Annotated in this window: 11 protein-coding genes and 1 pseudogene (1 of these 12 cut by a window edge); 11 read left to right on the top strand and 1 reads right to left on the bottom strand. The window is 51.6% G+C overall.

Annotated elements, in window-relative coordinates; genetic code table 11:
- The 9 genes and pseudogenes from QZ310_RS07900 to QZ310_RS07860 form a co-directional block, all read left to right on the top strand.
- A pseudogene (locus QZ310_RS07900) lies at positions 1-2,702 on the top strand (SusC/RagA family TonB-linked outer membrane protein); its annotated part reaches 258 nt to the left of the window's first position; the annotation flags it as partial.
- A gap of 32 nt (positions 2,703-2,734) precedes the next feature.
- Positions 2,735-4,759: a RagB/SusD family nutrient uptake outer membrane protein gene (locus tag QZ310_RS07895; protein WP_297071964.1), complete on the top strand. Its 2,025-nt coding sequence runs from the start codon at positions 2,735-2,737 to the stop codon at positions 4,757-4,759.
- 33 nt (positions 4,760-4,792) lie between these two features.
- Positions 4,793-7,114: a hypothetical protein gene (locus tag QZ310_RS07890; protein WP_297071963.1), complete on the top strand. Its 2,322-nt coding sequence runs from the start codon at positions 4,793-4,795 to the stop codon at positions 7,112-7,114.
- 242 nt (positions 7,115-7,356) lie between these two features.
- Positions 7,357-8,313 carry an RnfABCDGE type electron transport complex subunit D gene (locus QZ310_RS07885; protein WP_297071962.1) on the top strand — a complete coding sequence of 319 codons (957 nt, stop codon included), beginning with the start codon at positions 7,357-7,359 and terminating at the stop codon, positions 8,311-8,313.
- Positions 8,310-8,888, top strand: a complete 579-nt coding sequence (locus QZ310_RS07880; protein WP_297071961.1) for an RnfABCDGE type electron transport complex subunit G — start codon at positions 8,310-8,312, stop codon at positions 8,886-8,888. Before QZ310_RS07885 ends, QZ310_RS07880 begins: the two co-directional genes overlap by 4 nt.
- A 15-nt stretch (positions 8,889-8,903) precedes the next feature.
- Complete coding sequence (locus QZ310_RS07875; RefSeq protein ID WP_297071960.1) at positions 8,904-9,497, top strand: electron transport complex subunit RsxE; 594 nt, start codon at positions 8,904-8,906, stop codon at positions 9,495-9,497.
- A gap of 43 nt (positions 9,498-9,540) precedes the next feature.
- On the top strand, positions 9,541-10,122 hold the full coding sequence (locus QZ310_RS07870) for an electron transport complex protein RnfA (RefSeq protein ID WP_297071959.1): 582 nt from the start codon (positions 9,541-9,543) through the stop codon (positions 10,120-10,122).
- A gap of 253 nt (positions 10,123-10,375) precedes the next feature.
- Positions 10,376-11,248: a serine hydrolase gene (locus QZ310_RS07865; protein ID WP_297071958.1), complete on the top strand. Its 873-nt coding sequence runs from the start codon at positions 10,376-10,378 to the stop codon at positions 11,246-11,248.
- A gap of 57 nt (positions 11,249-11,305) precedes the next feature.
- The gene (locus QZ310_RS07860) at positions 11,306-11,863 is read left to right on the top strand and encodes a sugar O-acetyltransferase (RefSeq protein WP_297071957.1); all 558 of its coding nucleotides are present in this window, start codon (positions 11,306-11,308) and stop codon (positions 11,861-11,863) included.
- Positions 11,864-12,054: 191 nt separating this feature from the next.
- Here QZ310_RS07860 and nhaD read toward each other — a convergent pair whose 3' ends face one another.
- Positions 12,055-13,347, bottom strand: a complete 1,293-nt coding sequence (gene nhaD / locus QZ310_RS07855; RefSeq protein WP_297071956.1) for a sodium:proton antiporter NhaD — start codon at positions 13,345-13,347, stop codon at positions 12,055-12,057.
- 230 nt (positions 13,348-13,577) lie between these two features.
- Here nhaD and QZ310_RS07850 point away from each other — a divergent pair, with 230 nt between their 5' ends.
- Positions 13,578-14,366, top strand: coding sequence for a HipA family kinase (locus tag QZ310_RS07850; RefSeq protein WP_297071955.1), 789 nt, complete (start codon positions 13,578-13,580; stop codon positions 14,364-14,366).
- Entirely contained in the window at positions 14,335-14,721 is a 387-nt protein-coding gene (locus QZ310_RS07845) for a DUF3037 domain-containing protein (protein WP_297071954.1), read from the top strand. The genes QZ310_RS07850 and QZ310_RS07845 overlap by 32 nt, the downstream gene beginning before the upstream one ends.
- Positions 14,722-15,140: the final 419 nt, after the last annotated feature.

The following is a 15,140-nucleotide window of genomic DNA, read 5'->3' as shown; positions in this document are numbered from 1 at the left end:
GTTTCCAGGTTGAGAACATCAACGATATTCCCCCGAGCGACATCCAGAGCATCGACATCCTCAAGGACGCCTCCCTCACCGCTATCTATGGTGCGAAGGGTGGTAACGGTGTAGTCATCGTGACCACCAAGTCGGCTCAGGAAGGCAAGACCCAGGTTTCGTTCAACGCACAGGGTTCTGTCAGCCACATCACCAAGAAACTCGACCTCATGGATGCCTATGACTTCGTAGACTATCAGTGGGACTATGCTACAGGCCACTCGACCCGTAACTCGCAGACCCGTCTGTTCCGCTACAACTTCGGTCATCCGCAGGACATGGACCTCTATAAGCAGGCCCGCACACATGACTGGCAGGATGAAGTGATGGGCAACAATCCCTTCTCCTACTCAACCAACCTCTCTATCGGCGGTGGTAACGACAAGACCCGTTACAACGTGTCAATCACCCAGTCTGACGACCGTGGTATCATCATGGGCACAGGCGTGCGTCGTACCAACATCCTTACCAAACTCCAGACCAAGATTCTCCCCAACCTTACTTTCCAGTATAACCCCAAGATGTCATATCGCCGTGACGAGGGTGCAGGTGGTGATAATATTGGTACCGGCGGTATCATCGATGTGCTCCGCTATCGCCCGACCAACGGTATCCGCGAACGCGACGGCGCATGGTGGCCCGAAGAGACCATTGACCCCGACCAGGAACGTATCTTTACCTATACCAACCCTGTCGCCGACATCAAGACCAATGTGCGCAAGCGTCATTCCTATACTTTCACCAACCAGGCTTCTCTTGAATTCAAGCCTATCAGCGGTCTGACCCTCCGCACTGAAGGTGTGTATACCGTGCAGTTCAAGGACGACAAGCGTTTCTGGGGCCGTCTGACCTCTGAAGGCAAGAAGCACAACTCAAATCCCGTTGCTTCAATCGAAAAGAAGCAGACCAATACATACACTTGGACAACCACTGCATCTTACGACTGGACAATCAAGGAGAAGAACAACTTCTACGCTCTCGCCGGTTTCGAACTTTACCACAAGCAGTCTGAAGCCAACACGATGAAGAACCGTTACTTCCCTGACAACATCTCGGCAGACAAGGCTCTCAACAACATGCAGCTCGGTACTCCCTACGAGGCAAGCTCTGAACTTGGAACAGCCAACCGCACCACATCTTACTTCGGTCAGATCAACTACAACTATGACCACAAGTATCTCCTTTCAGCCACCTTCCGTGCAGACGGTTCCTCAATGTTCGCACCCGGCCACCAGTGGGGCTACTTCCCCTCTGTTTCAGGTGCATGGGTTATCTCAAGCGAGGAGTTCATGAAGGACCTTACTTGGCTCACAGAACTCAAGTTCCGCGCAGCTATCGGTAAGGCAGGTAACAACAACCTCGACCCCGACATGTGGCGCTACCTCTACAAGTCGAATGCAAGCTCAGGCCCCGGTTTCGGTGAGGCTACTGTCGACGGCGAACTTTGGTATGGTCCCGACAAATATCTCCCCAACCCCGACCTCAAGTGGGAAACCACCCTTACCCGCAACTTCGCGTTTGACATCTCGCTTTTCAACGGTCGTCTGCGCATCACTCCCGAATACTACTGGAACACTACTTCCGACCTTATCTACAAGGCCGACATCCTCTCGACTGTAGGTTACGCACAGCAGTTCCAGAACATCGGTCAGGTGACTAACCGCGGTTTTGAAATCGCAATCAACGGTGACATTCTCCGTGGAAAGGACTATGTCCTCTCAGCCAACTTCAACCTCGGAGCCAACAAGATGAAAGTCGATAAACTCACAGGCGACGCCGACTATCTCTACGATACCCACAGCCGTTCGAAGGACGGTGGCTACAACTATCGTCTTGAAGTAGGTGGTGAAGTCGGTCTTATCTACGGTTTCCTTTACGACGGTCTCTACAGCTTTGACGAATTCAACTACAACGTTGCAAGCTCTGTATATGAACCCAAGCCCGGCACTGTTGACATGACAAATGTCTATGAAGGTACCCAGTCAGGCACCGCCACTCTCCCCGGTAAGCCCAAGTTCAAGGACCTCAACGGCGACGGTGTCATCGACGACAATGACCGCACAGTCATCGGCCGCACCACTCCCAAACTCCAGGGTGGTTTCGGTATCTCCGGACAGTGGAAGAACTTTGACTTCAATGCCAACTTCACCTACTTCCTCGACTTCGATGTTTACAACGCTACCGCCTACTATCTCTCGTCGTCCATCGACAACAAGAACAACTTCAAGAATGTCCTCGGCGCATACAGCAACCGTTGGCGCTACTACGACAACACCGGAGCCATCCGCCAGTATGAGGTTATGTACGGTAACTATTGGAACGAAGGAGCTTCTGACTACTATGTGACCATGAATCAGGGTCAGACCCGCTGGAACCCTGCGGATCTTAACAAGGATGTGACTATGAGCTACTTCGTTGAGGACGGTTCATTCCTCCGCTGTACAGACATCACTCTCGGTTACACCCTCCCGCAGAACATCATCAGCAAAGCCGGAATGTCTAAGCTCCGCTTCTACGCTTCTGTCACCAACCCCTTCATCGTCACCAACTACTCAGGCTATGACCCTGAAGTTGACGTTCAGAGCGGTCTTACACCTTCATTCGACATGAACCGTTATCCTCGTAGCCGCAGCTATGTATTTGGCTTGAACTTAACCTTCTAATACGTCATTACACTTCTTATTGTAACGAAAACATGAAATTAAAAAATATATTCTTAGCCGGACTTTCGGCAGTGGCTCTCGGCTCCTGTTCCGATTATCTCGACGTTGACGCTCCTTCCAAGCTCTCACCGGAATACGTCTTCTCTGATAAGAAGGAAATGAACCGGGCCCTCAACGGTGTTTATGCGGCTATGCTCTCCAATAACACCTACGGTCAGAACATGATCGAGAAATTCTCATTCAGCACGGATGTGGAATTTGCCGACAACAGTAACCGATATGCCACCTCATCGGGCTACAAGCGCTATGACTGCGACCCCGATGGCGGTGATATAAAGAAAATGTGGGATGATCTCTACTCCGGTATCGAACGTGCAAACATGCTTGACGCCGGTATCAAGAGCTCTGAAATCTATGATGAGGAAGATTCCGAACTGATGCAGATGCTCGGTGAAGTGAAAGTCCTCCGTTCGATTTTCTACCATGACCTTATTTGGTATTTCGGTGATGTACCCTACTCTCTGCTGCCTTCCTACCTCGCACCCAGTGCAGTCTATGATGTTGAGGACCGTACGAAAATCCTTTCAGATCTCATCGAAGACCTGAAAGAAATCGCTCCCTACATGACAATGACAACCGAACAGGGTTTCCAGGGTGGTTGCGAACGCATAGGTAAGGAAATGGCATGGGCCATGATCTCACGCCTTGCAATGACTGCAGGCGGATACTCCCTCCGTCCCGACGGCAGCAACATCGGCAAGATGGAGCGTCCTTCCAACTATCTTGATTTCTACAAGACTGCAGCTGACTATGCTGACTCCGTAATCACGAAGAGCCACCACAATCTCAGTCTGGACTACCATAAGGTGTTCGTCAACGAATGTAACTTCGTACTTGCATCCGGCGATGATCCCATCTTCGAAATTCCTTTCGCCAAAGAGTCGACCGGCAACATCGGTTACATCCATGGTCCTAAAATGGACAACTCGGCCGGTTCTACAGTTCATGCATGGGGTAAGGCAAGCAGCGGTTCCCAGCTCAACGCCCTCTATCGTTTCCTTTTTGATGACGATGATGCCCGTCGCGACTACGTCAATCAGCTCTTCGGCTACAACAACCAGGGCGAAGCACAGCTCCACAACGACCGCACCACCTACAACGGCAAGTGGTCCAAACTCTGGAACACCAACGGTCTTGGTGCTACAACTGAAGGCAGCACCGGCTTCAACTTCCCCTACATGCGTTATGCCGATGTCCTCCTGATGTATGCAGAGGCTGCAAATGAGCTTAACGATGGTCCTACACCTCTCGCCATCGAACGCTTCGAGCAGGTGCGTGAACGCGCATTCCGCAACACCAATCCTGCCAAGATTGCGAAGACCGAAAGCTACAGCAACAAAGCTGACTTCCTGAAAGCTGTTCTTGACGAACGTAAGTTCGAGTTTGCAGGTGAGAACATGCGTTGGCGCGATCTTGTCCGCAACAACATGCTTGGCGAAACACTCTATTGGACATTCTTCCGCTATTACAATGCCGGTGAAGGTGTCGGAGGTTACGGCGATTTTATTGACGCATACGATTTCGATGGCAAAAGTTCATGGAGCGATAAACTTATGTTCTCTCTTTATTACTATAATAATGTGAGAAACGACAACTTCCTTACCGAAGCCCAGTTCCCCCAGACCTCCAACAACATGAACGTTGTCCGTATCATCAACCCCTACCGTCAGCCCACTTCCGACGACTCCAAGATTCGTATGGATATTGACGGCAAGAGCACCGCACCCACCCGTGCAGACTATATGAGTTGGTTTGACGACAATATCAGCAAGCCCCGTCAGGATCTTCTCTACTGTCTCCGTGGCTATGTGTATTGCGACGTGGATAATGGACAGTTCTACATTAAGAACATTGATGGATCATACGGTTCTTGCCCCGAACCTACCACAAACCCCGACATGTCCTCACTTCCTCCCGTGCGCTATATACTTCCCTATCCCCGCGCCGTCGTAACCCGCTCAATGGGTAAGTATGAAAACAAATACGGCTATAGATAACATGCCTTCAATCTAAATCATTAAACAACGACAATGAAAAAGAAACTCTTATATACTCTCACTGCCCTTCTTGCCCTTGGCTTTGCCTCCTGTAAGGATGACGACGAGAATATGGGCCCGTCAAATCCCGCCGAGGATTTCGACCGTATGCCTATGACGATGTTCCGTCTGGAAGAGAATACCAATGTCTCCAATGACCCCTACGGAACACGTGTGATCACTGAAGAACTCAACACTGTTGAACTCGCATGGTATGGTGTCGACGGTGCGGCCGGTTATGAAATCGCCTACGGACTCATGCCACCGTTGACCAATCCTGCCGGATGGGACGATGAGAATAACCTTGCCGTATGGCCTGACGGAAAGCATACAAAAGTTGTTCCGGCTGACCAACTGACTCTCCGTATCGAAGACCTCGAATACGGTACAGACTACCGTTTCTCAATCCGTGTTCTTCATCCCGATGGTGTGGAAGAGCATCATTCAAAATGGTATGGTCATGGCGACGGTCGCCAATGGGCTGATTACTGCGGTCTCAAAACTGAGGACCGTTATGTGACCCCCGGTATCATCAACGTTGGCAACATATCTGAAAACCGCGATGCGTTCACCGTATATATTGACCTCAACGTTGCCTCCGCTCTGTCCGGTTCGAACGATGAAAAGGCCATCATGTTCAAGGAATTTCAGGAAAATTTCGAACTCCAGAAGGATGGCAATGAAAATGACATGACCAAAGCTAAGTTCAAAGTCGACAAGCTCACCGTGCTTCCCTCTTCTGAGACTCCCAATGCTACTGTCGATGCAATCTGGCAGGATTATCCCCTTTCAGATGCAGACTTTGTCGATGGTAAGGCTGAACTCCGCATTACCGGTCTCACTAAGAATGCAATCTATCTCGTGAACGTACTCAACTCCAACATCCCTGTTCTTGTTGATGCCCGCTACAACACCATCCGTAAACCTATTTATGGTGATCCCGGCGATCCTCGTCTTATCAAGCACACTGTCCGCGCCACTGACTCTATCCCCGGTGAGGTAAAGTATCAGGCTTGTTATCTTGATGACATCATCGGCTCATTTGCAACTGATATTACCCTTGCTGAGGGTCAGACTTTCTATCTTGAAGGTGACAAGGCTTATTTCTTCTTCGCCAACCCGACACTTTCAAAGGGTTTCACCCTTGAAACTGATCCCGCAGATGTCGCTCAGGGCAAGAGAGCTAAAGTCTACCTCGGTGGTATCGGCGTAGGTCTGGATTCTGACGGCAACCGTACAGGTGACCTTGCCACATGTAACTTCATGTTCGGTAAGCAAAAGGCCGCCGGCGAGGCTGACTGTCCTATCGAAGTAGGTTCTGTCATTTTCCGTAACATTGACTTTGACTGTCCGGAAGCTTACAACTACGGCCACCAGATGGAAAACGTCCACAATGCATCCGGTAACTACTTTGCCAACATGTATTCCAACGGTATGGAAGTTTCTTTCAAGTCATTTGAGGTTTACAACTGTACATTCCAGCGCATGATCCGCGGTTTCTTCCGTGTCCAGGGTTCCAAAGACAAGACCTTCGAGAAAATCGTCATTGATGGTAATCTCTTCTACAACTGCGGTTACTATGACAACAACGGTCGTGGCTATGCATGGTTCGCAGGCGACGGTGGCCGTGTATCATCCAATGTCTACAAGGACTTCACATGGTCTAACAACACAATGTATGACTGTCCTCGTACCGCGATGATTTCCGACAATGACAAGAACATCAACTATGAGTCGAACGTGCAGTGGAACATCAAGATTGAGAATAACACCTTCTTCAACTTCTCAACCCGTTCCACAGGCCGTAACTTCTTCCAGACCCGTTATGTTCCCAGTGGTTCTCACTACACCTTCAAGCGCAACCTCATCGTCCTTGCCGCAGCAGACAATGACAACCGTGCCCTAAACCAGTATGGTGCTGACATCCGTGAAATCAAGGGTGAAGGTCTCTTCTCATTCGACGTAGCCGACAACTATTCTATCGGTTGCCGTGACAGCCATCTTGCTGATGACAAGATTTTCAACGGCTCTCAGTTCTCCAATGCCAAGAACTCTTTCGGTGCCGTCACCTGGACTCCCGGTAACGATGGTTCTGCTGAAGACCTCGTGGTTAAGGCCGTTACTGAAAACGGAAAGGCACTCAAAGCTACCGAAGTATTCAACAACCCGAATCCTCCCTTCACCTCACACAATCCTGCCTCTGCAAACCATCGCGACCATGAGGCTCCCGCCGACATCTTGAATGCACTCCGCTACAAGATGGTGCCATCGGTAATCGTCGAGAAGAACATCGGTGACCCCCGCTGGCGTAACTAAGAAGTGCTTGTGATTTCAACGCTTGATGCGTAATTATCACAATCCATAGACCACTCAGGCCGACTCCACTCCGGAGCCGGCCTGAATTTTTTCTGCCCGGCCATTGTTTCAAGTCATCCGTAAACCACTATGAATTATGCTCTCCAAAACATGAATTGTGCATTAAGTGAAGATTAATTATGCAATATTTTAAAATTTTTTCTTAATTTTGCACCGACTAATACCAATTTCAAAACTTAGTAATGAGCCAGCTTATCACCATTTCACCTTCGCCCCATGCGCAGACATCTGTCACGGTGAAGAAGCTGATGACGCATGTCATCATTGCACTTCTTCCCGCCGTCGCTTTGGCGCTCTACTGCTTCGGTATCGGCGCAGCAATCGTAATAGTCACGTCTATAGTCGGTTGCGTAGCCGTTGAATATCTCATCTCGCGCTACATGCTTGGAGAACGTCCCACAATCGGCAACATGTCGGCTGTGCTTACCGGTCTTCTTCTCGCGCTCAACCTCCCGTCGAATCTTCCGATCTGGACAGTCCTCATCGGTTGCGTCATTGCAATCGGTATCGGCAAGATGACTTTCGGCGGTCTCGGTTGCAACATTTTCAATCCCGCACTTGTCGGTCGTGTGTTCCTGCTTCTCTCTTTCCCCGTGCAGATGACCACATGGCCTCTCCCGATGGAAAACCGTCTCAACTACCTTGATGCGACAACCGGTGCCACAACCCTCGGTCAGCTCAAGATGGATCAGATTTCCGGTGCTGATGTCGACCTTCTCACGCAGGCGCTCGGTTTCACCGGCGGTTCGATGGGTGAGATCGGAGCCATCGCGCTTCTCATCGGTTTCATCTACCTCCTTTGCACCCGCGTAATCACCTGGCACATCCCCGTTGCCATCCTTTGCACAGTCGCCGTCTTCTCGCTCTGCATCGGCGCCAATGTCGGTGTGCAGTTGCTCACAGGCGGTCTGATGCTCGGCGCTATCTTCATGGCGACTGACTATGTCACCTCGCCCATGAGCCATGCAGGCATGATCATCTACGGTATCATGATCGGTATCATCACCGTGGTTATCCGCCAGTGGGGTGCATATCCCGAAGGCGTTTCCTTCGCCATCCTTATCATGAACGGTCTCACTCCGCTCATCAACCGCTATGTCAAACCCCGCAAATTCGGAGAAGGGAGGGTAGCAGCATGAAATCATCGCTCGTAAACATGGTGCTTTCGCTCGGCATCATCACTGTCGTGGCCGCTGCCGCGCTTGCCGGAGTCTACACCGCAACCAAGGAGCCTATCGCACAGGCCAAGGCCGAGAAGCAGAAGGCTGCAATCGGTCAGGTGCTCCCCGACATACAGTTCAACAACAATCCTGCCGATGAGGCTTCGGAAGTGACTGTCGACGGCGAGACCGTCACCGTTTTCCCCGCCCGTCAGGACGGCGAGCTCGTCGGCATAGCTGTCGAGAGCCACGACACCAACGGTTTCTCCGGTCTTATCACCGTGATGTATGGCTTCAATCCTGCCGGCGACATCACCGGCTATGCAGTGATGCAACATGCCGAGACCCCCGGCCTCGGATCAAAAATGGGTGAGTGGTTCTGCAATCCCGCCCACAGCATCATCGGCCTCAACCCCGCCACCTCCAACCTCACAGTCAGCAAGGATGGTGGTGATGTCGACGCCATCACTGCTGCGACCATCTCGTCGCGCGCGTTCCTGAGAGCTCTCACACTCGCCAATCAGGCTTCACAACAATTTGCCGCACAGCAATAAACCCCTCATCAAGCCATGAACGATAAACTTAAAATACTTTTCAACGGTATTATCGCCGAAAACCCGACATTCGTGCTGATGTTGGGTATGTGTCCCACTCTCGGTACCACCGGCAGTGCCCTCAACGGCATGAGTATGGGACTTGCCACAATGGCAGTGCTCATCTGCTCCAACGTGGTGATCTCGCTCATCAAGAACTTTGTGCCCTCAAAGGTGCGCATCCCTGCCTACATCGTCGTGATCGCAGCCTTCGTGTCGGTGCTTCAGCTTGTCATGGAAGCCTACGTCCCCTCGCTCTACGCCACTCTCGGCATCTTCATTCCCCTTATCGTGGTGAACTGTATCGTCCTCGGACGTGCTGAAGCCTTCGCTTCGCGCCACGGTGTCCTCGACAGTTGCCTTGACGGTATCGGCATCGGCCTCGGCTTCACCATCGCGCTCACACTCCTTGGCGCTGTGCGTGAATTCCTCGGAACAGGTAAGATTTTCGACCTCACCATCTATCCCGAGCAGTTCGGTTCGCTCGTCTTCGTCCTCGCCCCCGGTGCGTTCATCGCCCTCGGTCTTCTCATCGCGCTCTTCTCGAAACTCCGTGCGAAATCCTGCTGATACTTTATACTTAGTCCTTAATATTTAATACTTAACTAAGTTTATGTTAGAATACATTTCCATCATCATAACGGCAATCTTTGTCAACAACATCGTATTTGCCCAATTCCTCGGCATCTGCCCCTTCATCGGTGTTTCGCGCAAGCTGTCGAGCGCTGTCGGCATGGGTGCAGCCGTGACTTTCGTCATGCTGCTTGCCACTGCCATCACATGGCTCCTCCAGGACCTCGTCCTCACTCCCTTCGGCCTTGGGTTCATGCAGACAATCGTCTTCATCCTCGTCATCGCCGCTCTCGTGCAGATGCTTGAGATTATCCTTAAGAAGATTGCTCCGGTGCTCTACAGCGCACTCGGTGTGTTCCTTCCCCTCATCACAACCAACTGCGCCGTGCTCGGTGTGGCCATCACTGTTGTCCAGAAGGGCATGAACCTCGGCGAGAGCATCGTCTATGCCTTCGCAACCGCCGTCGGTTTCACAATGGCAATCGCCATCTTCGCCGGTATCCGCGAACAGCTTGCCTGGACTTCCGTACCCAAGGCTATGCGCGGTGTGCCCATCGCCATGATTTGCGCAGGTCTCCTCGCCATGGCCTTCATGGGATTCTCCGGCATCAAGATCGGTTGATTCCTCCATCCCTCAGTCTGTGCAACGCCCCGTTTGGGGTGTGCAACGATAAATCCCGAAGCCTTTCGGCTTGCCTTCATAAGCATGACGAAAGGCTTCGTCGTATAATCTCCGAAGGCTTATTCCGACAGCCTTTGAGGGAGTTGCAGAGGGGGTATCACCTTTTTCCGTCTCAGTCATAAATCCGATAATTTGTAAAACTCCATTCTCTATGCGCAATCTTTCATCATTTCAGTCTTTTCTGATTTTCATCGTGACTATTTTTATTGCAGTATGTTCCTGCAAGACCGCTCCCACGCTCGAATCGCAGTTGATGGATGTGGTGAAGGATGCGAAAGGGGATGTCGGTATAGCAGTGATTATCGACGGCAAGGATACCGTTACGGTCAACAACGACGGTGTCCGCTACCCGCTGATGAGTGTGTTCAAACTTCATCAGGCCGTAGCTCTCTGCGCGGTTCTTGACGGCATGTCGGTGGAAATTGACACCCTTGTGCAGATCCGACACGGCGAACTCAATCTTCAGACATGGAGTCCGATGCTGAAAGACTATCCGGAAGGTGATTTCTCCCTCCCGATGACCGACCTGCTTGACTATCTGCTCTTGCTGAGCGACAACAATGTCAGCAACATACTCTTTGACCGTTTCTGTTCGCCCGAACGGACCGACAGTATCATCCGCCGAATGACTGGCATCACTGATTTTTCCATCCGTCACACCGAGCACTCCATGCAGCTCGACCATTCGTTGGCTGCCGACAACTGGTCGTCACCCTTGGCTTGTGCGGCGCTCATCAACCGTGTGTTCACCGACAGCCTCGTTACCCCTCGGAAGCAGGAATTCCTCATCTCGGCGCTGAAACGCTGCGAGACGGGCCGTGAACGCATTCCTGCGCCATTTTTCGACAATGACAGCATCACTGTCGGTCACCGCACAGGCAGCGGCTACATTAATGAGGACGGTGTGATTGCGGCGGTCAATGATGTGGCCTACATCACCCTTCCCGATGGGCATTCCTATTCCCTCGCCGTACTCGTGAAGGATTTCGATGGCACAATGGAGGGTGCCGAGCGTCTGATTGCCCGCATCTCCGCCACTGTCTATGGATATGTGACGGCCAATTGATGACGGGTAAAAACATTCTCTTTGAAATTGTAAAATAACTCTATAATCACCTTTCCAATGGATTCGGAGAAAGAAAAAATGCTTCGCGGAGAGCTTTATGATGCAAACTACAATCCGCAACTCATCGCCGAGCGCATGGAGTGCAAGAAGCGCTGCCGTGCCTACAATGATTTGCAACCCGACATGCTTGAGGAGCGTAAAGCCCTCATGAAATCGCTTCTCGGCAAGACTTCCGGTGAGTTTTTCATCGAGCAGCCGTTCTATTGCGACTACGGCTACAATATTGAAATCGGGGAGAATTTCTATTCCAATGTCAACCTTGTCATTCTCGACGGTGCCAAGGTTACTTTCGGCGACAACGTGTTCATCGCTCCCAACTGCGGTTTCCACACTGCAGGTCATCCTCTCGATGTCGCGCAGCGCAATCAGGGCCTCGAATATGCCCGTCCTATCACCGTTGGCAACAATGTGTGGATCGGTGCGGGAGTGAATGTGCTTCCCGGTGTCACGATAGGCGACAATTGCGTGATTGGTGCAGGAAGTGTGGTTAACCGCGACATCCCGGCCAATTCACTTGCTGTTGGCAATCCCTGTCGTGTTGTCCGTTCGATTTGACGGGGTGTTTGAGGTTCATCTGGCCACTATTTTGGGGGTGTTTGAGGTTCATCCGGCATACGCGCTACAGCGCGTCCCTACAAGCGCCTGATTTTAATTGAAAATTAGTCATAGCCTAAAAATAAACCATCCGGCATTGCAACTCACGCAATGCCGGATGGCTTATTTTTAGGCTATATGTTTTAAGTGCCTTAGCCCATGAAGAGGGTTTCGAGGGCATAGACGGCCATACCGGCTATGTAGCCGACGAATGCAATCCATGTGAATTTCTTGAGATACCATCCGAAGCTGATTTTCTCCAGACCCATCACGACCACGCCTGCGGCAGAGCCGATGATGAGCATCGAGCCGCCGACACCGGCACAGTAGGCGAGGAGCTGCCAGAAGAGGCCGTCGCAAGCGAAATCGCCGGTTGCAGCGATGGGATACATATCCATGCAGCCTGCAACGAGAGGCACATTGTCAACAATACTCGAAACAACGCCGATGACACCGGTGACGAGATAGTGGTTGCCGTTGGAAACCTCGTTGAGCCACTGGCCGAAGGCTGTCAGCACGCCTGTTTCCTGAAGGGTCGCAACCGAGAGAAGGATGCCGAGGAAGAAGAGGATGGTGGCGAGGTCGATGCGTGAGAGAAGTGTTGTCACTTTCAGATGGCTGTCCTCAACAACGATTGATGCGCGGGTGGTGCGCCATTCGCTGACAAGCCACAGAACGCCGAGGGCGAGAAGGATGCCCATGAAGGGAGGAAGTCCGGTGAGCATACGGAAGATGGGGACAAAAATCAGACCGCCGACACCGAAGAAGAGGATGATTTTCCTGTCGGCAGGGGAGTTGGCAGGGAGGTTTGAGGCCGAACCGGCTGGAGCTACGACATCGCCTTTAAGATAGAGCGACACGCAGAGAGCCGAGACGACAACCGAGACAATCGAGGGGAGGATGAGCTGTGAAATCACACCGCCGGTTGAGATCATACCCTTGATCCAGAGCATGATGGTGGTGACGTCGCCGATGGGCGAGAAGGCACCGCCGGCGTTGGCTGCGATGATGATGATACCGCCGTATATCATACGGTCCTTGTGGTCTTCGATGAGTTTTCTCAACACCATAATCATCACGATTGAGGTGGTCAGGTTGTCGAGGATTGCCGAGAGGATGAAAGTCATTGCGGTGATTCGCCAGAGGAGCGCGCGTTTGCTTTTGGTGGCGAGAGCGTCATGGACGAAGTAGAAGCCGCCGTTGGCGTCGACAATCTCCACGATTGTCATGGCTCCCATTAGGAAGAAGAGGATTTCGCAGGTCTCGCCCAGATGGTGGAGCAGACGGCCGGAAGTGTCGGCCTCGCCTCCGACTCCGCAGGCATAGAGTGTCCAGCAGACCACGCACATCAACAGCGCGGGCACGGCCTTGTTGATCTTGAGCACGCTTTCAAGAGCGATGCACAGATAACCGAGAATAAAAAACGTGACGATAGCAGTTACCATTTTCTAAATAGATTTCATGGATTATAGTTAAAGATTCAGTTAATTCTCTGCGTTACCGACCCCGGCTTCACGCCCATGTCGGTTGCAATCCGTCGGTTTGTGGCGAATCTATGCGCAAAGGTCGCAATTATCATTCTGACTTCAAAATTTACAATAATGAAATATTTCTTTAATGCGCTTTCCCACAAATCAGTAGGAAAAATGTTGTAATTTTGTAGACAATAAAGAATATGAAACTCGATATACGACATGAATCAACCGCCCTCTACATGCAGCCTCTTCGCGAGGGTGGTTCACTTCCCGGCCTCGTGGAAGCGACGGACGGTTTCAAGTATGTGGCCAAGTTCCGTGGAGCCGGTCATGGCACAAAAGCGCTTATCGCTGAATTTATCGGTTCGGAAATCGCCCGTGCGGCAGGCTTCCGTGTGCCCGAACTGATTTTTCTTGATCTTCCGGAGGATTTCGGGCGCACCGAACCCGATGAGGAGGTGCAGGATCTGCTGAAAGGAAGTGCAGGGTTGAATCTGGGTGTCCATTTCCTTTCGGGGGCACTGACGTGGGATGTGCTGGCCAACCGTATGGACGAGCTGACAGCCTCGCGTCTTGTCTGGCTCGACGCTTTCCTTACCAACATCGACCGCACGGCGCGCAACACAAACATGCTCCTCTGGAACCGCGAACTGTGGCTAATCGACCAAGGAGCCTCGCTCTATTTCCATCATTCATGGTCGGATTGGGAAAAGGCAGCCCTGAGTCCATTCCCCTACGTCAAGGACCATGCTCTCATCCGCCACGCTACCCGCATGGAGGAGGCTGACGCGGAAATGCGCGCGAGGATTACTCCCGAAGTGATTGATGCTGTTGTCGATGCCGTCCCGGATGACTGGTTGGCCGCTTCCGGCACTCCCGCATCGGTCGCTGAGCAGCGCGATGTCTATAGAAATTTCTTGAAGACCCGATTGTCAAATTCTCAAATATTCGTCAGCAATGCAAGCAGGACCCGAAAGACACTTGTTTGAATACTCCGTCGTGCGTTTTCTTCCGCGTGTGGAGCGTGAGGAATTTATCAACATCGGATTGGTGATGATGTGTAAGCGCCGTCGGTGGATACGTGCGCGAATCAGCATTGACGAATCGCGGCTGAAAGCTTTCTGTCCCGATGCCGATATTGATGCCTTGCGCGGTCAGCTCGATGCGTTCTGCCAGGTGGCCGACGGATGTCCCGGAGCGATTGGTGAACTCGACCCGCACGAGCGTTTCCGCTGGCTGACGGCTGTGCGCAGTGCCTGTCTCGCAACCTCACGTCCCCATCCCGGCCTCACCCCCGACCTCGATGCGACCTTCGACCGCCTGTTTGCGGAGTTGGTGTTGTGAGGGGTGGGAGAGTTGTGAGTTTTTAGTTTTTAGTTGTGAGTTGTCAGTTGTGGGCTGTCAGTTGGTTGTAGGGACGCGCTGTAGCGCGTATGCCAGATTACCCTATACGACCCACCCGATTAACCCATTATTCCCCGAACGGGGGTACAGAAATTCAGAAATTACAAAAATAACAGACTATTATTTATCCTATTTGCATTTGCCGAATAGCATACATCAACTGTCGCATGGTAAATGTCGCGTAGTTTAAATAATAGTCTGTTATTTTTGTGATTTCTGAATTTTTGTACCTCCGAAAATATGGCAATCGTCGTGTGAAATGTCGGATATGGTCATCGGGCATACGCGCTACAGCGCGTCCCTACAACCAACGAATGCAGTTCACAACTGTAAACTGACAACTCGCAACTGACAACTCA

The sequence above is a fragment of the uncultured Duncaniella sp. genome (assembly GCF_910577345.1).
GTDB lineage: Bacteria > Bacteroidota > Bacteroidia > Bacteroidales > Muribaculaceae > Duncaniella.
The sequence above is the reverse complement of the archived record's forward strand: the minus strand, read 5'-3'. Positions and strand labels throughout refer to the sequence as shown.

Bases quoted from the DNA above. Each gene is read 5' to 3' on its own strand.
- QZ310_RS07860 (WP_297071957.1), top strand. From the start codon at position 11,306: ATGGATTCGGAGAAAGAAAAAATGCTTCGCGGAGAGCTTTATGATGCA.
- QZ310_RS07895 (WP_297071964.1), top strand. From the start codon at position 2,735: ATGAAATTAAAAAATATATTCTTAGCCGGACTTTCGGCAGTGGCTCTC.
- QZ310_RS07870 (WP_297071959.1), top strand. From the start codon at position 9,541: ATGTTAGAATACATTTCCATCATCATAACGGCAATCTTTGTCAACAAC.
- QZ310_RS07890 (WP_297071963.1), top strand. From the start codon at position 4,793: ATGAAAAAGAAACTCTTATATACTCTCACTGCCCTTCTTGCCCTTGGC.
- QZ310_RS07880 (WP_297071961.1), top strand. From the start codon at position 8,310: ATGAAATCATCGCTCGTAAACATGGTGCTTTCGCTCGGCATCATCACT.
- QZ310_RS07850 (WP_297071955.1), top strand. From the start codon at position 13,578: ATGAAACTCGATATACGACATGAATCAACCGCCCTCTACATGCAGCCT.
- QZ310_RS07885 (WP_297071962.1), top strand. From the start codon at position 7,357: ATGAGCCAGCTTATCACCATTTCACCTTCGCCCCATGCGCAGACATCT.
- QZ310_RS07875 (WP_297071960.1), top strand. From the start codon at position 8,904: ATGAACGATAAACTTAAAATACTTTTCAACGGTATTATCGCCGAAAAC.
- nhaD (WP_297071956.1), bottom strand. From the start codon at position 13,347: ATGGTAACTGCTATCGTCACGTTTTTTATTCTCGGTTATCTGTGCATC.
- QZ310_RS07845 (WP_297071954.1), top strand. From the start codon at position 14,335: ATGCAAGCAGGACCCGAAAGACACTTGTTTGAATACTCCGTCGTGCGT.